This is a genomic window from Pseudomonas sp. TNT2022 ID1044, from assembly GCF_028656895.1.
Taxonomy (GTDB): domain Bacteria; phylum Pseudomonadota; class Gammaproteobacteria; order Pseudomonadales; family Pseudomonadaceae; genus Aquipseudomonas; species Aquipseudomonas reinekei.
In genome coordinates, this window is record NZ_JAMDHB010000013.1 from 146909 (window position 1) to 165280 (window position 18372).

Consider the following 18372-nt stretch of genomic DNA (forward strand, 5'->3'; position numbering starts at 1 on the left):
GCTGTTTGTGGCTCATCGAAACGGAGTGTTCGCAGCGTTCGTTTTTCTGGCAAGTGCTGGTGGGTAATGGCACTGACCACAGCGTATGTATCGAAATTAGCGAGTTTATGCAAAAGACATAAACTTGCTAATTTCGATACATACCGCGCGTAGGACTGATGAGAACGGGCTGTGCAGCTCAAACGAGGCTGCAAGCGCAGCCCCTTTTGTATGCATTTTTACGCGTCAGTGCTTGCCAGGCTCAACGGACAAGTGTCGACGACGCATGAGGTGATAGGCCGCCGGGATCACAAACAGCGATAGCAAGGGCGCCGTAACCATACCTCCAATCATCGGGGCGGCAATGCGGCTCATCACCTCGCTGCCGGTACCGCTTCCCAAAAGTATTGGTAACAAACCAGCGATAACCACCGCAACGGTCATGGCCTTGGGTCGAACGCGCTGCACAGCGCCTTCACGAATCGCCGCAACCAGACCGCGCTCAGTGCGGTCGCCGACGTCTTCACGCTCGGCCCAGGCATTTTTCAGGTAGAGCAGCATGATCACGCCAAATTCGGCAGAAACGCCGGCCAGGGCGATGAAGCCGACCCCGGTGGCAACCGACAGGTTGAATCCCAACAGATAGAGAAACCATGCCCCGCCAGACAGTGCGAATGGCAAAGTGGCCATAATCAGCAGGGCCTCGTCAAAGCGTGCAAATGTCAGGTAAAGCAGCACGAAGATGATCAACAGCGTGGCAGGCACCACCAGTTTGAGTCGTGCGTTGGCCCTTTCGAGAAATTCGAACTGTCCTGAGTAACTCAGGCTCATGCCGGGCTGCAACTTGACCTGCTCGCTGACGACCCGGCGTAGATCGGCGACTACCGAGGCAATGTCCCGGCCACGCACGTCGATGTATACCCAACCAGAGGGCCGTGCATTCTCGCTCTTGAGCATCGGCGGGCCGTCGCTGACCTTGACCTTCGCCACCGTGCCGAGGGTGATCTGGCTCCCTAGCGGGGTGTAGATCGGCAATTGCTCCAAGGCACCGAGCGAGTCACGCCACTCCCGTGGATAACGCACGTTGATCGGGAAGCGTGCGAGCCCTTCAATGGTCTCGCCGACATTTTCACCGCCGATAGCGCCGGCCACGATGGACTGCACATCGTCGATATTCAGCCCGTAGCGGGCGGCGGCTTTGCGGTCGATATCCACATCGATATAGCGACCACCCGTCAGTCGCTCGGCCAGCGCAGAACTGACGCCGGGCACATCCTTGGCCACCCGCTCGACCGCCTGGGTAGCGGCATCAATCTCGGTCAGGTTGGTGCCGGCAACTTTCACCCCAATAGGACTCTTGATCCCCGTGGCCAGCATGTCGATTCGGTTGCGTATCGGTGGTATCCAGATATTGGTCAGCCCAGGAACTCGCACCACTCGATCCAGCTCTTCCACCAGTTTTTCCTGAGTCATACCTGGGCGCCATTGCTCCTGTGGCTTGAACTGGATGGTGGTTTCGAACATCTCCAACGGCGCCGGGTCGGTGGCAGTTTCAGCACGACCGGCTTTACCAAAGACATGTTCGACCTCCGGCACGGTCTTGATCAGGCGGTCGGTCTGTTGCAGCAGTTGCGCCGCTTTCTGCGCCGACAATCCCGGCAGAGCCGAAGGCATATAGAGCAGGTCGCCCTCGTCCAAAGGCGGAAGAAACTCGCCACCCAAGCGCGACATTGGCCATAGTGCGCTGATAAAAACCAGCAACGCGACCAGCAGCGTGATCTTCGGTCGTCGTAAGACTGCATCCAGAGCCGGCTGGTAGATCCGGATCAGCCAGCGGTTCAACGGGTTCTGTTGTTCACTGGGAATTCGTCCCCGAATCCAGTAGCCCATCAACACCGGCACCAAGGTCACTGACAATCCCGCCGCTGCGGCCATGGCGTAGGTCTTGGTGAAAGCCAGCGGGCCGAATAGCCGCCCCTCTTGCGCTTGCAGGGTGAACACCGGAATGAACGATAGGGTAATGATCAACAAACAGAAGAACAGTGCTGGTCCAACTTCAGCCGCCGCTTCGGTCATCACGTGCCAATGACGTTCACCCTTCAGTTCCTCCCCCGGATTGGCCACGTGCCAGGCCTCAACCTTCTTGTGCGCGTTTTCAATCATCACCACGGCAGCGTCGACCATGGCACCGATGGCGATGGCAATTCCGCCTAGGGACATGATGTTGGCGTTGATCCCTTGATAGCGCATCACGATGAAGGCGATCAGCACCCCCACCGGCAGGGAGATGATTGCCACCAGAGATGAACGCAGGTGCCAGAGGAAGATGCCACACACCAACGCGACGACGATGAACTCTTCGAGCAGTTTGTGGCTGAGATTTTCCACCGCGCGGTCGATTAGTTTGCTGCGGTCGTAGGTGGTGACGATTTCCACCCCCGCCGGCAAGCTGCTTTTCAGTTCGTCGAGTTTGGCTTTGACCGCCGCAATGGTCTCCCGAGCATTCTTGCCGCTGCGCAAAATCACCACGCCACCGACGGTCTCGCCTTCACCGTCGAGTTCAGTAATGCCACGCCGCATTTCCGGTCCCAACTGAATGGTGGCGACATCGCCAAGGGTCACCGGCACACCGCCCGATCCCAGCTTGAGTGGGATCGCCCGAAAATCATTGAGCGTTTTCAAGTAGCCGGAAGCCCGCACAATGAACTCGGTCTCTGCCATCTCCAGGACGGCACCACCGGTTTCCTGATTGGCCTTGCCGATCGCGTCGGCCACCTCGGCCTGCGTGATACCGAAGCTGGCCAGTTTGAGCGGATCAAGCTGCACCTGGTACTGCTTGACCATGCCACCCACGGTGGCCACCTCGGCAACGTTGGGCAGAGTCTTGAGTTCGAACTTGAGGAACCAGTCCTGAAGTGCACGAAGTTGCGCCAGATCGTGTCCGCCATTGCGATCTACCAGCGCGTACTGGAAAATCCAGCCCACTCCTGTCGCATCCGGCCCCAACGCCGGTTTGGCGCTGGCCGGCAAGCGACTTTGTATTTGGCTCAGGTACTCCAACACCCGCGAGCGGGCCCAATACAAGTCAGTACCGTCTTCGAACAGCACATAGACAAAGCTGTCACCAAAGAAGGAGTAGCCGCGCACGGTCTTGGCGCCAGGCACCGAAAGCATGGTGGTGGCCAACGGATAGGTCACCTGGTTCTCGACGATCTGCGGTGCCTGTCCCGGATACGGGGTGCGGATGATCACCTGAACATCGGAGAGATCCGGCAGCGCATCGATGGGCGTGCTCTGCACCGACCAAATGCCCCAAGCCGTGACGAACAGTGTCGCCAGTAGCACCAGGAATCGGTTGGCCACTGACCAACGAATCAGGGCAGCAATCATAGCTGGCCCCCTGATTTCCCTAGACGCTCAACACGCAAGCCATCGTCGGTTTGACTCACTGCAATCCGGACCTTGTCGCCCGTTTTGAGGCCCTGCATCAGCGCCGGATTGGCGAGCGGGAACGTCATCGTCATGCCAGGCATGCCCAGCGTTTTGAAGGGGCCATGGGCGAGTGTGACTTCTTTGTCGTTGATCTCAACGATCTGCCCATCCGCCTCATGAAAACTGGAGGCTGCTGCGCTGGGTGGTGACTGTTCCTCTGAGTTTGCAACGATACCCTTGAGACTGGCCTCCGAGTCGAGCAGGAACTGGCCAGAGGTAACCACCTTCTGGCCCTCTTCCAGACCTTTCAAGATCGCCGTCTTGCCATCGTTTTCCTGCCCGATCAACACTTCAACAGGACGATAGCGGCCAGCGTCTTCAGCGAGCATCACCAGGGCACGTCGACCGGTGCGAATGACGGCCTCGCTCGGCACCCACAACACACTTTGCTCCGTTGAACGATTGAGGCTCACTCGTGCGGTCATACCCGGCCTGAGACGGCCTTCTGGGTTAGGTAACTCGACGCGGACGCGAAGGGTGCGGCTATCCGGATTGGTTTCCGGAAGAATCGCGCTGACGACGCCCTTGAGCACAACCCCAGGGAACGCGGGCAAACGCGCCTCTGCCGCTTGCCCCATGAGGATCGATCCAGATTCAGTCTCCGGAACGGCCAGGGCCAGCCAGACGCTACTCAAACCATTAACGCGTGCCAGTGTCTCGCCGGCGGCCACCGTCATACCCTCGCGCACATTGAGCTCTTGCAGCACACCACTAATAGGGCTGGTGAGGGTCAGGTTTGGTTGGACTTTGCCACTGCGCTCTACTTGAGCAATTGATGCCGCCGGCATCCCGGTGAGCCGCAAGCGCTGGCGAGCCGCTGCCAGCAAGCCCGCATCGCCACTGCGCTTGAGTGCGAGAAACTCCTCCTGAGCCGCAGCCCACTCAGGTACAAGGATATCCGCCATGGCGGCATTGGCTTTGATCACGTCGCCAGGAGCATGGGCATACACGCGCTCGACGAAACCCGCCGTACGGGCTTGAATGACGGCGACGTCCCGCTCGTTGAAAGCCAACACACCGACAACCTCCAGACTCGAAGCAAACACACCTCGACTGACGGTAGCCAGTCGCACACCGAGATTCTGAGTCAGGCTTGGATCAATGCGAACGGATGCGCTGTCCCCTTTGATGTCGGCGTACTGAGGGACCAACTGCATGTCCATGAAGGGCGACTTACCCGGCTTATCGAACTTTTGCTGCGGGGACATAGGGTCGTACCAATACAGTACTTTGCGTTCGTCCAGAGAGGGGAGGCTCTGCTCTGGGGCTGCACCAGGTACTTCGCTCATGCCCTGCTGAGCGAACCAGTAACCACCGGCAACACCCAATACCAGCGAGAGGCCTACCAGCAATGCCCCGTTCCACTTTCTAAGGTTCATTGGCTGGACTCCCCGTAGGCGAAATACAGGCGCGCGCTGGTCAGCGCTCGCTGCTCTTCCACATCAATCTGCTTGAGACGGGCTTCGATGAGCTCGCGGCGGGCGGCGACAACGGAGCTCAAATCGCCTTTGCCGGACCGATAGCTGGCCATGCTGAGCTCGACCTTTTCCTTGGCCAAGGGCAATAGGCTGTCCTGGGTTCGATGCACGGCACGATTCAGGCGTTCATAGTCGGCCAGCTCGTCCTCCAGTTGCTGGGTATGCTCGCGTGACAGCGCTTCGCGCTCAGCCTCAAGCTGGTTGAGTTCAGCGTGTTTGGCCGCAATCTTGGGGTTTTGCCGAGAATCAGGAAACAGTGGTAGATCCCAGGAAAGTTGCACGCTGACCATGTCGCCGAACTGTCGACCACGATGCTGATAGTCGACTTCCCAGCTCCAATCCGACTGTTTTTCCGCCTCGGCTTCACGGACCTTGGCTTGCGCTTCGCGGGTCATAGGCTCAAACGCTGCCAATTCTGGGTGATGTTGCAGCTTATGAGAGTAGCCAGAGGCTTCGACAGGCCATTCAGGCAAGCTGCCCACAGGTTTGTCGTTGGCGGCCGGGCCAATCCAGCGCTTCAGAGCCGCTCGGGCCTGCGCTCTCTGGCGAATCAGATCGTCCTGCTGCTCTTCCAGTTGTGCCGCTTCCTGTTTGGGCGTTACTGCATCAGCAGGTTGAGCGCGGCCGCCGGCAATTTGTGCACGGACGGTATCGGCCAGCAGACGGTTTTCTTTGTAGAAATCCTGGAACAGCGCGTCTTTACGCTCAACGGAGAAGCTGTTGATCCAGGCCAGCGCCGTGGCCTGACGAACCTTTAGACGTTCGACCCGGCGCTCAGCTGCGGCGCGGTCAATGGCTGCATCAGCGACCTCGATGCGGGCTTTGCGCTTGGCACTGTTGGGCATCTCCTGACTGACTCCGACCATTTGAATAGTCATGAAGTCCTGATCGATGCTCCAGCGATCCGGACCGCCAATGGGGTAGTTCTGTACGCCTAGCAGCAACTTGGGATCGGGTAGTTCACCAGCGGGGATGGCCGCACTACTGGCAGCCTGAATTTTCGCGTCTTGTGCAGTCAGCGACGGCGCATTGTTTTCAGCCAGCTGCAAAGCTTCATCGAGTGTCAATGCGGCAGCGAGACTCGGCAATGCCAGTACGCTTGCCGCCAGGCCGGCCACGAGGGACCACCCTGTGCAATAGCACTTGGAGTTCATGTTCACGATTCCTGTGATGATCCACTGCGCGCTTCATCAGACATGCACGCAGATATGCCATCCCGCTAACGCGGAATGAGGCTGAGTGTGGTACAGGAATCAAGTGCGGGGCGGTCGCCATACCCCTGACGGGGTTTGTACTGGATGGGAATCTAGGGAGAAGGACAGTACGAGGGGGCTGGATAAGGTGATAGGAGGCTTGATGATGGAGACTTGCAGCATGCCACCAGTCTTGCACTCCTGGCCTGGCTTACAGGGTTTGCCGTGCTCGGTGGGACTTTTCATGTCATGGCAGCAGTCTTGACCCATGCCGTCCATCATCGCCATGCCCATGGTTTTCATGGGGCAGGGCTCAGTCGGCGCCTGAACACCCGCCATCCCGCTGAGGGGGAGCGCCAGGCTAATCAGGAAAATCAGGCAAAACCGTAGGTAGCGTTTCATGGGCTGGAGTGTAGCCGGTGGAAATGGCCCTTACAATTCACCTTCTAGACTCCTTAGTCGGCTGTCACCAACCTCTATTCCGCGCTCATTTCCATTTCCGGACTTAAAGTGCCTAACCATGCGACAAGACAAATTATGACGACTGCCATTAAAAACTCGAGTGTCATGCTGCGGCGCAAGGCATTGACTGCGGCAGAGTATTCTCCATTTCGAACTGACCGCTCCAATACCGGACTTAGGTGAAAGCGGTTCAGCGTGGCTAAAACGATCATCCCAGCAAAGAGCAATATTTTCAAAAACAGCAGCTGGCCATAAGTACTGAGCATCACTTCATCGAGGTGTGGGCCAACGATAAACAGGTAATTTACTACGCCCGTAACGCTTATGATCGCAACAATCACTCCGCCGGCCGACTCAAAACCAGTCAGTACCCGTGCAAGAATTTGAGCTTCTTGTTCGCCCTTTAGCGATTTCAACCGCAGCAGTAGAGCGAATGCCAATAGAGCGCCCAACCAGCCACCTGCGGCTAATAGGTGGAAAATGTCGGTGATGAAATGCCAGTAGCGTCGACTGCCCTCATCCATGGCGCCGTGCCCTGTCCATGCCAACGTCGCCAACGCAATCGCTCCGCATACAGTGACGATCCAGAGACTGGGTGTTGGAAATCGCTTGTTCAACGCGACGCCAATAATTGCCATCACCAAGGCAGCTATTCGGACCATCCAGGTCAACCCGACGTCAGTCCCCATAAGGACCATTTCAAAAATATGACGATGTAGCTCCATAAGCTCCGACACACCGCTCATTGCTTTCGCAAGCAACAACATCGCGGCAAGGGACAGAGCTACACCTGCAACGGAAGTACCGTAAAGAAGCGACTCAAAATTCAAGACCGTGCCCGATACTCTTTCCTTTCCCCTGAGGCTGTACAAGCCGAAAATTGCCAATCCGAATAACAGCATCAGGTCGAAATAAAGAGCAAAGCGAACCACAATATTTATTGAGTCGCTCATAAATCATTTCACTTTAAATGAGAAGTTGCCGGTGATCGGGTGAGTGTCCGAGGAGACAGCACGCCATTCGACTTTGTAGGTACCGGTGGTCAAAGGTGCTGCCGGTGTAATCACCATCGTTTTCGGATCACCGCCACCAGCGACGGCGGCCTTAACACCCATTGGGGAGTTCGGCATGCCAGGCATATCGGTCATGATTAGTTTTGCACCGGAAAACTGAGTGGTGAGATTCTCAGAAAAGTGCAGTTCAATTTTCGAAGGGGCCGCCGCATTCGAGCCTTCTGCCGGAGTGGAAGAAAGGAGCTTTGGATGTGCTTGAGCAACTGCACTCAGAAGCAAACCAGCGGTAAGTGCAACAGCTACGGTCGTAGTTTTAAGGAATGACATGCAAGACTCCTCACAGCAAGAGCTGTTGATTCGAGGTTTGTTTGGAATATCTAATTTTTACTTTTCGATTCTTGTTAAAACCACTGATGATTAGCTAGTAGCCTCCGTGTTCTAGGTCAGGTTGAACACGAGAAACTCACTAGGCCCCAACGTCACAGTGCAAGAACACGATGCCACACGAACGCAAACTGTTCGATTACATTTCAGTCAGCTTGACGCGGTGTTTGGCCTCGAATTGGCGGGCGTAGCGAGACTTAAAGACGAGACCGCGTGCCCCAGATACTAGGGTTTTCACTCATTCAAAAATAACGAAAGTGGACGCTGGGCGCAGGCTGAGAGATCGCCGTTGATCACAAATACGCCGTTGTTCAGCTGACCTCCAAGTCAACACTAGGAAACTCTAGATGAAAGGCCGTTTTCCCGTCACATGACGTACACCAGATTTTGCCATCATGCGCCTCAATAATTGATCGGGTAATCGACAGACCTAGCCCTGCGTTGCTTGGACTCCCTTCTCGCCGCGCTGGGTCCACGCGATAAAAACGATCGAAAAGCTTTTCAAGATGTTCGGGGGCAATGGGTTCTCCGTGGTTCTCCACGACGACCAATACCGACATCTCCTTCTGGAGGATTTCGACACTGATCGTCTTCCCTTCAGAGGTGTAGCGAAGCGCGTTTGAGAGCAGGTTAGAAATGGCTCTGTGGAGCATAAGGACATCGCCTCGGACGCTGCCCCTTCCTGAAACCTTGAGTTGAATCCCTCGCTCATCAGCCAAAAGGCGGTAGTACTCAAGCAATTTTTCCACTACTTCCACGAGGTCTATTGGTTTGTTCTCGTGTGTGATCAGACCGTTGTCAGATTTCGCCAGAAAAAGCATGTCATCAATCATCCGACTCATACGCTTCAAGTCATCAAGATTTGAGTACAGGTTGTCTTCGTAGTCCTCAATATTCCTTTTTCTTGAAAGCACCACTTCGGTGTGGGTCATCAAGTTGCTCACGGGGGTCCGTAGTTCGTGGGCAATGTCTGCGGAAAAGTTCGATAACCGGACAAATGCATCGTCGAGCCTGGACAACATTGCGTTAAACGACAGCACCATTTGCTGAAGCTCTTTGGGAACGGGTGCTAAGGGGATGCGCTCTTTGAGTGATTTTGCTGACATTGAGGCAGCGACCCGCGTGACCTGGCGAATGGGCCGCATGCCACTGCTTGCTACCATCCAGCCGAGTGCAGCACTGACCAATGCGCTGATCACCAACCCTATCCAAAACCATCGTTCAAGCGTCTCGAAAAAGGACATATGCTGAGTAACGTCAAAGATCAAAATGACTGTCAACGGCTTGTCTTGCCCCGTCACAACGGCTTGTGCCGTCACTCCACGGAACATCTGCCCTTGCTCCCGCCACTCCCAGACGTTGTTGTTTGTGGTTGTGCGGAACTCCTTCGGAATATCTACCGGACCGGGATCAGCAAACAGCAGCTTGCCGTCACCATCGATTATTAGGGCAGTCAAATCACGGTGAGCCCCCAGCAGCGCCTCCAGCTCAGGCTTAAATTCGCTGAGTTGATCGATGCTGTTCAACCCGGACAAAATTCTCTGGGTCGAGTGGAGCTTTTCGTTCAATGCCTGCTGATCCAGCATCTTAAAGTGATGCCGACTGAGGTTATTGAAACTGAGTCCGGCGACCGTAAGCACGGCCGTTACCGCGAGCATGAACATCAGACTCATACGGGTCGTCAGGGACATTCGGTTCATTCCGGCTCCGAATCAGGCGCGTCGAGCATGTAACCCATCCCCCTAGAGGTATGAATCAACTTGACCTCAAAGTCGTCATCTATCTTGGCCCTCAACCTTCTCACTGCAACCTCGATAACGTTGGTATCGCTGTCGAAGTTCATATCCCAAACCTGGGAGGCGATAAGTGACTTTGGCAGCACCTCCCCTCGACGTCGTAGCAACAGCTCAAGCAACGCAAACTCTTTGGCCGTAAGGTCTATGCGTTTACCTCCACGAATGGCCCGACGCTTGAGCAGGTCCACCTCCAGATCAGCCAGTTTCATATAGGTTTGCGAGGGAGCGCCGTTACCCCGACGCAGCAACGTTCTGACGCGAGCCAACAGTTCAGAAAATGCGAAGGGTTTGATCAGGTAATCATCTGCACCGAGTTCAAGTCCTTTCACTCGATCTTCAACGCGATCTCGCGCCGTGAGGAAGAGCACGGGAACATCTTTTCCGGATGCACGAACCTTCTGAAGTACTTCCCAGCCATCCAGCCCAGGCATCATGACGTCTAGAATCAGCAGGTCATAGGCCTCGCTCAAAGCGTGCTGTAGCGCCACCTTGCCATTGGTAAAGCGATCCACATTGAACCCCGCCTCCGTGAGTCCTTGCTGCAAATAGATACCTATTTTGGGTTCGTCTTCAGCAACCAGAAGTCTCATGAGGGTGGCTCTCGGATAATGATGAAGCGCAGTCTGCAACGAAACACGCCAGCCAACCAGCAACTGACAGAAAAGTAATATTGGCTTCAGGTAGATGTCAGCGAGCGCTGTCTAGGGTTCAAGCATGAGTACTTCCTGGTGCTCGACCGACTCTTCAGCATGAAACGTTAGGAAGCCGGAAAACAATTCCATAAGGAGTTGCCCCATGAATCGCCTGAAAATGCTGTTTTTTGTGAGCTCGATACTCGTCTCAGCTTCTGTATGGGCTGAAAGTGGCGGAGACCGGGTGATAGAGCGTATGGAAGGCCTGCGCGACAGGGCTGAAGCCGTACTGATCCAAGCTGAAAAAGCCCCTGAAGGACAGCGTCATGTCCACATGGCCGAGCATATGAAAATGCTCGGCGACATCATGAGCCAACTCCATAAAGATCATCCAGACGCCTCAATGTCACCCCAGCAGCACCTGGCCTGGATGGAAAAGCACGACAAAATTGTCGACGACGTTTTGAGTCAAATGCAACGCGAGCACAAGCTGATGCTGTCAGAGAACCATCAGTAAGCAACTCCCTGAAAAGAGCTTTTTGAACAGTCCTGTTAAATGCGGCGTCATCTGGACGCCGTATTTATTTCGAAAACTGACAGAAATGTAGTGTTCAGGTCAGTTAACTGGCAGCTCCGCATCATTAGCATAGCCAGTGTTTCCCACTTACTCTCGAGGTCACCATGAAAGCTAAGCTCGTTACCCCTGTCATCGCAGCAATCACTCTACTCTTCGGTGCTACGGCTATGGCCAGCGCAGGGCATGGGAAAGAGGACATCGGCCAGCCTGGAGTCGCCTCTGAGGTTACCCGTACGGTGGAGGTCGAGATGGGCGATATTTTCTTCAAACCTGAAAGCATCGACGTAAAGCCTGGTGAAACTATTCGATTTGTCCTTCGCAATGAGGGTTCGCTGCTGCACGAGTTCAACATCGGCAAAGCTGCTGCTCATGCAGCACACCAAAAAGAAATGGCAAGCATGTTCCAGAACGGAACGCTTAACCCCACAGGTACCGGGAAAACGATGAGCGGTATGGGCCACAGCATGGGTGGAATGAAGATGGTCGGAATGGAGCACAACGACCCGAACAGCGTCCTGATTGAGCCTGGCGCAACCAAAGAGCTGATCTGGACCTTCAACAACAGCACTGGGCTTCAGTTTGGCTGCAACGTGCCGGGGCATTATCAGTCAGGGATGGTCGGTCAGTTTGACCTGAAATAAGCCAGAGCTGGCTGCTAACACCGCTTCGACGCAAGAGTTGGCTACGCTCTGTCGCAGAGATCACAGCAATGCTCACACAGTGGGGTTTAGATCATGAATAACCATCAGCATCCGGATGGAAACACCACCGCACCATTTTGGAGGCGCAAAACAGGCGTTGTACTAATCATGCTCATTGCGATTGGTGCCTTTTACGTTTTGCGGGAGCATTTCAGCCACGTTTATCCATTTTGGCCTTATCTGATTCTGTTGATCTGTCCATTGATGCACTTTTTTGGACATGGACATGGCGGACATAGCCATGGCGATCAGGCAGCAACCCACAAGGACGAAAAAGGGGAATAGCCATGCCTACCATATCGAGCCACCACGACCACAGTCACGCCCATGCTGCTCCGCTCAATGACGATGATCTACGTGACCCGGTGTGCGGAATGGCAGTCACTTCATCAAGTAAGTTTGGTGAGTCTTATCAGGGACAGACATATCAATTTTGTAGCCTGAAATGCCAGGAGAAGTTTCGAGCTGATCCTGAACGCTACAGCGGTAATGTTTCGAGCGCCGAATCCCGCGTCACCTCTTCAGAGTCTGCGGTACAAACAGGCACTGAGTTTACCTGTCCGATGCACCCGGAAATACGCCAGCCCGGACCCGGCAACTGCCCTAAATGTGGCATGACATTAGAGCCGGTCATGCCCACGCTCGATGAAGAAGAAAATCCTGAACTCCGGGATTTCGCCCGCCGCTTTTGGTGGTCGCTGCCATTAACCGTGATAGTGACAGTGCTCGCCATGGCGGGACACTCGTTACAACTCCTCCATGGCTCGATCCAAAACTGGATCGAGCTAGCTCTGGCGACACCGGTGACCTTATGGGCAGGTTGGCCCTTTTTTGTAAGGGGCATAGCCTCTATTAGAAATCGCAGTCCAAACATGTGGACTCTGATTGGTTTGGGTACCGCCGCAGCCTACCTTTACAGCGTCATGGCAACGCTCTTACCCCAAAGCTTTCCCGCCACCTTCATGCAAGATGGACGTATCGGCGTCTACTTCGAAGCCGCCGCGGTCATCATCTCGCTCACCTTGCTTGGGCAGATTCTTGAGCTCAAAGCCCGATCGCAAACCTCCGCCGCCATTAAGTCCCTTCTCGGTCTATCGCCCAAGACCGCACGCCGGATCAATGCCGATGGACAGGAAGAAGACATTCCTCACACACATGTCCACCTTGGAGACCATCTGCGGGTCAGGCCTGGTGAAAAGGTGCCAGTTGATGGCTCAGTACTGGAAGGTGAAAGTGCGGTGGATGAGTCCATGCTCACTGGCGAGCCAGTGCCGGTAATGAAGAGAGCTGGAGATAGCCTGATCGGTGCCACGCTGAATACACATGGCAGCTTGGTAATGGAGGCGCAGAAGGTCGGCGCCGAGACCATGCTGTCACAAATCGTACAGATGGTCGCTCGGGCTCAGCGCTCCAAAGCACCAATGCAACGAATGGCCGACTCTATTGCTGGCTACTTTGTGATGGGTGTTATCGCGATTGCGATACTGACATTTGTCGGCTGGGGGCTTTTTGGCCCTGAGCCCAGTTGGGTGTTTGGTCTGATCAACGCTGTCGCCGTGCTGATCATCGCTTGTCCCTGTGCGTTGGGTCTTGCTACGCCCATGTCGATCATGGTTTCGACAGGTAAAGCAGCCAGCATGGGTGTGCTGTTCAGGGATGCCAGTGCCATCGAAAACCTTTGCAAGATCGACACGCTGATTGTCGATAAGACAGGCACCCTGACAGAGGGTCGGCCAGTGTTTCACAGCGTGGAGGCCACACCAAGTTTCAATCCCCACGATGTTCTTCAGCTGGCTGCCAGCCTTGATCAGGGCAGCGAACATCCCTTGGCTCATGCAATCGTCGATCACGCCCGAATCGAGAACATTAAGCTCACCAAGCCAGAATCCTTTGAGTCTGGTTCAGGTATCGGGGTCAGTGGCATCGTCGATGGCAAGAAGATCCAGCTGGGGAACACCGCGTTGATGGAAGCCGCAGGCGTGAACACCAAGCCCCTACAAGTGCGTGCAGAGTTGTTGCGTCTTGACGGCATCAGTATCATCTACCTCGCAATCGACGGGGTATTGGCAGGGTTACTGGCAGTATCAGATCCAATTAAGCCGACCTCCAAAGAAGCAGTCACCAAGCTCAAGGCTGATGACATCAAAATCATCATGGCTACTGGCGACGGGCTCACCACCGCTCGGGCTGTCGCCAGGGAGATGGGGATTGAAGAAGTCCACGGTGAAGTGAAACCTCAGGACAAAGAGCGTCTGGTCGCAGACCTCCAGCAATACGGCCGGAAGGTCGCCATGGCTGGTGACGGTATCAACGATGCACCGGCCCTGGCGCGAGCAGATGTGGGCATTGCCATGGGGACAGGGACTGACGTTGCGATGAATAGTGCGCAACTCACGCTGGTAAAAGGCGACCTGATGGGGATTTTACGAGCAAGGGCACTTTCGGTCGCAACAGTAAAAAACATGCGGCAAAACTTGGGTTTCGCCTTTCTTTACAACTCGATGGGTATTCCCCTTGCCGCAGGCTTGCTCTATCCACTGACGGGACACCTCCTGTCGCCAATGATCGCTGCCATAGCCATGAGCGTCAGTTCTGCATCTGTAGTTTTCAATGCATTGAGACTGAGGAATACCCGAATTGACTGAGCTTCAATTGCGAAATTGCAGCGCAATTGACCATGCGTTTGCATACGACCTGACCAGTCATTTGCATTTGACTGACCACCGATTGCAGAGGATTGGACCACCCAGACATCAAAGCTGAGAGGCTCATAACGACGCAAAGGAGACATTACGATCGTTGGCGGGAAGATCGCTGTTCCAATGGTTAGAGCGTGCACCCTCTACTCTTATGACCGCACAGCGATAGGCGCCGATTACAACCGTCGATAAATACTCGGCAGTGGCCGGCCCCGATGCCTGATTCCAACTTGCGGAAGAAGTGGAGAATCTGCGAGCTAGCTTTCAGCTGATGAATCGCCAGGCTCAGTAGAGCCACCATTTATATCAGCATCGTGTATTGAAACAGGTAATAAGCCATGTTGGATACTTTTCGTTTCCGGATCGTAATAGGCCTGGTAGAACTGAAACTCTTCACGGCCTTCACGTTCACAGTGGGCCTTGATAATCCTAATAGCTTTGAGTTTGTACTCCAACGGCGTCTTGATCCCAAAAATGACGCCCTCCAAGCTTGAAAACCGATACTTCAAAACTCGATGCTTTTTATCTGTGATGTCCATGCCGGAATTAAGAACCAAGCGGTACTCTTTTTCGGACTCCCACTGAGGAAGCTTTGAGGTCAAAGCGAAATCAAGGTTATTCCAGTGCCTCTCTCGCAGATCACTGGAATCAGTTTTGTACCACTCGCTAGTGGTACTCAGATTTCCTTGGCCATCGTTGTACCAGAAGCCACCTAATGCCTCGTTTGGGACGTTGCCTAATGATCTGAAGAAATCTATTTCCGAGTGTTCTCGATCGTAGAAAACTTCCTTGAACTGCATATTCTGGAAGCCATAAATGATGCCGCTATGACCAAGACCTATCGGCTTATTCATTTCAAGAGATAGTGCTTGGTCTTCACCTGAGACCCTATATTTCAGGCAGATGCCTTTGTGATTGTCTCCGTAGCTACCCCAGATGGCGGAGTTATTACACTCCTTCATAAAGCAGGCTACATACCATTTCGGGTGCATTAGCTGGTCGATTTGATCTAGATATCGAGGAGCAAATGCCGTTATTAGGTCATACACACCGTAATGATCATTGATCCATACGTGCGCAGCCTTGATGGAGAACGCCGAGGTTGTGACAGCAATCTGCCTGTATGACTCAAAATCACGATGCTGGCCATCATCTGCTTCGATATTTGATATTATCTTCAGATGAAAGTCACTGTCCCCTAGTGGGTCTCCAGGATTCTCAGGATGATGTGCACCGGTTAACTCGTACTTGTAACTTACTGAAAGTACGATTGTTAAGAAGCGCGTATGCAGAGAACTGAGGTAGAGCAACAACTGTGGCTTGTAGTGTTTTCTCTCGGCTTTAGAGAGTGCCTTGATGTACCCCTGAAATATCTCACTACTTTGGAGCAGGTAATCCATTTCCTGGAAAGCAAAGAGGTACACACCCCGGAGATTAGCAGGATACTGGCCAATTGGGAGCTCATTAGGAAGTGGCACGCCGCTCATTACCGCGTCATCAATCTCCCAGCTTCGAAGCGCTAGTATCAATAGGTAATGCCTAAAGAAATTCGCCCAGACGATTTCATCACCCGCCCAGTAGATTTCCTTGTACCCCTCTAGAGGATCGTTCAATTGCTCAGGCGGTGCGAAGTAAATCTCAAGCTTCTCAAGCTCACCGGGCACAGCCTCCTTGGTCTCGGTGGCGTCTTTTCCGAGCAGACGATCCGCTGTCCTGAACCTGTAGAGATGTCGTTCCATGATTACCCCGCATGTGGCTACGAAAAAGGGCCCCACCGGGCCCTCATTTGTACTCAAACCGATCTTACTGAGTGCGCCAGGACTCAACAATGTCCGCGCCGAATTCAGTTTTCCATTCCTTGAGCTGGCGATGGTTCCCGCCCTTGGTCTCGATCAACTCGCCCGAATTTGGGTTTTGGTAGATCTTGACGTCACGTGCTTTGCGGACACTTTTCGGGGCAGCGGTAGTAGAAGCACGGCTTGCTGCCTGGGGATCGAGGAGAGCGATGACGTTGCGGAGGCTATAACCGTACTCGGCAAGCAAAGCCCGCAGCTTAGTTTCGAATTCAACTTCTTTTTTCAGGCCTTCGTCGCCTTTCATGGCTTCAAGGGCAGCGAGTTGTTCGGCCAAGTGTTTTTCGAGTTGACGGAACTCAGCAAGACGGGACATGAGATGACCTTTATAAAATGATTGAGCAGTATACGAATTGACAAATCTAGCGCAACAACTGAGATCTTAGAAATATCAGGATTAATCGCTATCCCCATGTGATCCGCTTAGCGACCAACCTGGCACGTAAATTATGCTCTTTGAGGCTTTTTCGATTGGTGTAGTGTGTTCGTCGAGAATCACGCTGTCCCTCTCGATTTTCCGTGGCCGGAAGGTGCTTTACTAAGCCAAATCCAATTTGTACAAACATTGGCGTCTTAACTTTCGGCTTTCGGACTTTGGGAGCTTTCGGTTTTTTGATCCGGTGTTCAGATCCTACCGACGTCTGAGGGGGAACATAAGGCGCAAATTGTGGGTATAGATCCTCAAAAAGCTGAACCTGCGCGGATACTGGAGTTACCCTAGTTACCCCGACCTCACCGGACTTGCGCCTAAAGTGATCGTCAGACGAATTCATTCTAGCTACAAAGTCCAGAATCGTCCCCCGAAGAGACCGCCCTGTCACAATGCGACGATGAATTCGTTTCCAGCCATCTTTCAGATTTCCCCTGGTCACGTCCCACTGCTCTGGTGACGAGAACCCCAGCTGTTTCGCGAACTCTATGTAATCTGGTGGTAAATCGTTTGCCATGTCCTTAGCCTCCGATTTTACAAGCATCGATGATGGCATAGAAGAATCAAGGGATGCTATACCAGTTCTGTCGAGAGCCTATCCGTTAGGTAATTGCACAGACTTGCCCAGCCTTTTGCATTCGATTTGACCAGTAATTTGCTTCGGATTTGACCTGCAGGCTTCGTGGCCATGACCGGCAGAGGACGACCCAAAGCAGTCATTTGTTTGCGGGATATAGGCTAGAACTTTTCGTCATGCAGAAAAACGAGGCCGCAATCGCGGCCTTGTTTTTTTAGAGTGTTACTCGTGCGAATGTCCGTGCTCAGCGCTCTCGGAGGTTGTGCCTTTCTCACCACCGCCGCATGCCGTCATCAAGCCCAGGAAGCAGAACAGCAGCACAGAACGAATCAGAGTGGTTGGGGATTTCATGGGAATACTCTTCAAAAGTGGATGAAATAAATGGTCTGTGGTCAGGCTGAAGTCCGCGTTTTCGGCAGTAGGACAGCCGTCTCTGTGTCGGATTACTGTTTGACGTTCAGGTAATCACCACTCGTCTTCAACGAAATGGTCACGTCGTTATTGCTGCGATTACGCCAAAACCAACCATGGGTGCCGTCAAAAATGGCGGTGAATTCGCCTTTATTACTTTTGACCTGCTTGCCCTTGTTGTAGCTGTGGAAGTAACCCTTTTCACCGTTGTAGGGCTCGCCATGGGTGTCGTAGTTCACAAGCCCACCAGCCGCTGTCCATTCATAACTCACAGTCTTGTTCTTCAGCACTTCCAGTTTGATCTCTGTCCCTTCACCTGGTTTGAGCGTGACGGTCATTTGATTCGTCTTCATGGCTGGGGTCGGTGCCGACGCTGATTGGGCCACAGGTATTGCAGCAGGTTGGATTTGCGCAATCTGCGGAGCTGGAGCTGGAGCTGAACTAGGAGCTAATGCTTGCGGCGGCGCTGTATCCGCCAACGCCTCTTGGGCAAGGATGATCTTCAATTCGCCCATTTGGGTCAGACCCAGTGCGCGGCCCACACCCGTAGGATCAACGGCGTATTCCGAAGGCATGACAACGGTCATCAGCAGGCCAATAGCAGTCAGCAGTGCAATGACAGTCGAACGAACCAGTTTGCGAGTGCTGGGCAATTCATTAACAGTTGGAAGCGGAGTATTGAACATGGTCAGAAT

General features: G+C 53.8%; 15 protein-coding genes. 4 read left to right on the forward strand and 11 right to left on the reverse strand.

The window, feature by feature from the left end; genetic code table 11:
- Nucleotides 1-225 precede the first annotated feature (225 nt).
- From M5G20_RS17785 to M5G20_RS17820, 8 genes are all read right to left on the reverse strand, one after another.
- Nucleotides 226-3369: an efflux RND transporter permease subunit gene (locus tag M5G20_RS17785; RefSeq protein ID WP_019821281.1), complete on the reverse strand. Its 3144-nt coding sequence runs from the start codon at nt 3367-3369 to the stop codon at nt 226-228.
- Nucleotides 3366-4850 (reverse strand): efflux RND transporter periplasmic adaptor subunit, encoded by a 1485-nt coding sequence (locus M5G20_RS17790; protein ID WP_019821283.1) that lies wholly within the window; start codon nt 4848-4850, stop codon nt 3366-3368. Before M5G20_RS17790 ends, M5G20_RS17785 begins: the two co-directional genes overlap by 4 nt.
- Nucleotides 4847-6103, reverse strand: coding sequence for a TolC family protein (locus tag M5G20_RS17795; protein WP_273920166.1), 1257 nt, complete (start codon nt 6101-6103; stop codon nt 4847-4849). Before M5G20_RS17795 ends, M5G20_RS17790 begins: the two co-directional genes overlap by 4 nt.
- A gap of 99 nt (nt 6104-6202) precedes the next feature.
- The gene (locus M5G20_RS17800; protein ID WP_019821287.1) at nt 6203-6544 is read right to left on the reverse strand and encodes a hypothetical protein; all 342 of its coding nucleotides are present in this window, start codon (nt 6542-6544) and stop codon (nt 6203-6205) included.
- 74 nt (nt 6545-6618) lie between these two features.
- Entirely contained in the window at nt 6619-7557 is a 939-nt protein-coding gene (copD, locus tag M5G20_RS17805) for a copper homeostasis membrane protein CopD (protein ID WP_019821289.1), read from the reverse strand.
- Nucleotides 7558-7560: 3 nt separating this feature from the next.
- A complete protein-coding gene (copC, locus tag M5G20_RS17810) occupies nt 7561-7944 on the reverse strand; it encodes a copper homeostasis periplasmic binding protein CopC (protein WP_019821291.1) in 384 nt (127 codons plus the stop codon).
- A gap of 368 nt (nt 7945-8312) precedes the next feature.
- Nucleotides 8313-9701, reverse strand: a complete 1389-nt coding sequence (locus M5G20_RS17815; RefSeq protein WP_024078224.1) for a heavy metal sensor histidine kinase — start codon at nt 9699-9701, stop codon at nt 8313-8315.
- Complete coding sequence (locus tag M5G20_RS17820; protein WP_273920167.1) at nt 9698-10387, reverse strand: heavy metal response regulator transcription factor; 690 nt, start codon at nt 10385-10387, stop codon at nt 9698-9700. Before M5G20_RS17820 ends, M5G20_RS17815 begins: the two co-directional genes overlap by 4 nt.
- 205 nt (nt 10388-10592) lie before the next feature.
- Between M5G20_RS17820 and M5G20_RS17825 the strand changes: the two genes are divergently transcribed.
- From M5G20_RS17825 to M5G20_RS17840, 4 genes are all read left to right on the forward strand, one after another.
- The gene (locus tag M5G20_RS17825) at nt 10593-10946 is read left to right on the forward strand and encodes a co-regulatory protein PtrA N-terminal domain-containing protein (protein ID WP_024078227.1); all 354 of its coding nucleotides are present in this window, start codon (nt 10593-10595) and stop codon (nt 10944-10946) included.
- A gap of 164 nt (nt 10947-11110) precedes the next feature.
- Nucleotides 11111-11647 (forward strand): cupredoxin domain-containing protein, encoded by a 537-nt coding sequence (locus M5G20_RS17830; RefSeq protein ID WP_024078228.1) that lies wholly within the window; start codon nt 11111-11113, stop codon nt 11645-11647.
- 93 nt (nt 11648-11740) lie between these two features.
- Nucleotides 11741-11992 carry a DUF2933 domain-containing protein gene (locus tag M5G20_RS17835; RefSeq protein ID WP_019821297.1) on the forward strand — a complete coding sequence of 84 codons (252 nt, stop codon included), beginning with the start codon at nt 11741-11743 and terminating at the stop codon, nt 11990-11992.
- Between the two features lie 2 nt (nt 11993-11994).
- A complete protein-coding gene (locus M5G20_RS17840) occupies nt 11995-14352 on the forward strand; it encodes a heavy metal translocating P-type ATPase (protein WP_273920168.1) in 2358 nt (785 codons plus the stop codon).
- Nucleotides 14353-14663: 311 nt separating this feature from the next.
- Here M5G20_RS17840 and M5G20_RS17845 read toward each other — a convergent pair whose 3' ends face one another.
- The 3 genes from M5G20_RS17845 to M5G20_RS17855 all read right to left on the reverse strand — a co-directional run bounded on the left by M5G20_RS17845 (nt 14664) and on the right by M5G20_RS17855 (nt 18363).
- Complete coding sequence (locus tag M5G20_RS17845) at nt 14664-16145, reverse strand: DUF2971 domain-containing protein (protein WP_273920170.1); 1482 nt, start codon at nt 16143-16145, stop codon at nt 14664-14666.
- Between the two features lie 64 nt (nt 16146-16209).
- A complete protein-coding gene (locus M5G20_RS17850; RefSeq protein ID WP_024078231.1) occupies nt 16210-16575 on the reverse strand; it encodes a histone-like nucleoid-structuring protein, MvaT/MvaU family in 366 nt (121 codons plus the stop codon).
- A gap of 1134 nt (nt 16576-17709) precedes the next feature.
- Nucleotides 17710-18363: a hypothetical protein gene (locus M5G20_RS17855; protein WP_024078232.1), complete on the reverse strand. Its 654-nt coding sequence runs from the start codon at nt 18361-18363 to the stop codon at nt 17710-17712.
- Between the last annotated feature and the right edge of the window lie 9 nt (nt 18364-18372).

Bases quoted from the DNA above. Each gene is read 5' to 3' on its own strand.
- M5G20_RS17785 (WP_019821281.1), bottom strand. From the start codon at position 3,369: ATGATTGCTGCCCTGATTCGTTGGTCAGTGGCCAACCGATTCCTGGTG.
- M5G20_RS17790 (WP_019821283.1), bottom strand. From the start codon at position 4,850: ATGAACCTTAGAAAGTGGAACGGGGCATTGCTGGTAGGCCTCTCGCTG.
- M5G20_RS17795 (WP_273920166.1), bottom strand. From the start codon at position 6,103: ATGAACTCCAAGTGCTATTGCACAGGGTGGTCCCTCGTGGCCGGCCTG.
- M5G20_RS17800 (WP_019821287.1), bottom strand. From the start codon at position 6,544: ATGAAACGCTACCTACGGTTTTGCCTGATTTTCCTGATTAGCCTGGCG.
- copD (WP_019821289.1), bottom strand. From the start codon at position 7,557: ATGAGCGACTCAATAAATATTGTGGTTCGCTTTGCTCTTTATTTCGAC.
- copC (WP_019821291.1), bottom strand. From the start codon at position 7,944: ATGTCATTCCTTAAAACTACGACCGTAGCTGTTGCACTTACCGCTGGT.
- M5G20_RS17815 (WP_024078224.1), bottom strand. From the start codon at position 9,701: ATGAACCGAATGTCCCTGACGACCCGTATGAGTCTGATGTTCATGCTC.
- M5G20_RS17820 (WP_273920167.1), bottom strand. From the start codon at position 10,387: ATGAGACTTCTGGTTGCTGAAGACGAACCCAAAATAGGTATCTATTTG.
- M5G20_RS17825 (WP_024078227.1), top strand. From the start codon at position 10,593: ATGAATCGCCTGAAAATGCTGTTTTTTGTGAGCTCGATACTCGTCTCA.
- M5G20_RS17830 (WP_024078228.1), top strand. From the start codon at position 11,111: ATGAAAGCTAAGCTCGTTACCCCTGTCATCGCAGCAATCACTCTACTC.
- M5G20_RS17835 (WP_019821297.1), top strand. From the start codon at position 11,741: ATGAATAACCATCAGCATCCGGATGGAAACACCACCGCACCATTTTGG.
- M5G20_RS17840 (WP_273920168.1), top strand. From the start codon at position 11,995: ATGCCTACCATATCGAGCCACCACGACCACAGTCACGCCCATGCTGCT.
- M5G20_RS17845 (WP_273920170.1), bottom strand. From the start codon at position 16,145: ATGGAACGACATCTCTACAGGTTCAGGACAGCGGATCGTCTGCTCGGA.
- M5G20_RS17850 (WP_024078231.1), bottom strand. From the start codon at position 16,575: ATGTCCCGTCTTGCTGAGTTCCGTCAACTCGAAAAACACTTGGCCGAA.
- M5G20_RS17855 (WP_024078232.1), bottom strand. From the start codon at position 18,363: ATGTTCAATACTCCGCTTCCAACTGTTAATGAATTGCCCAGCACTCGC.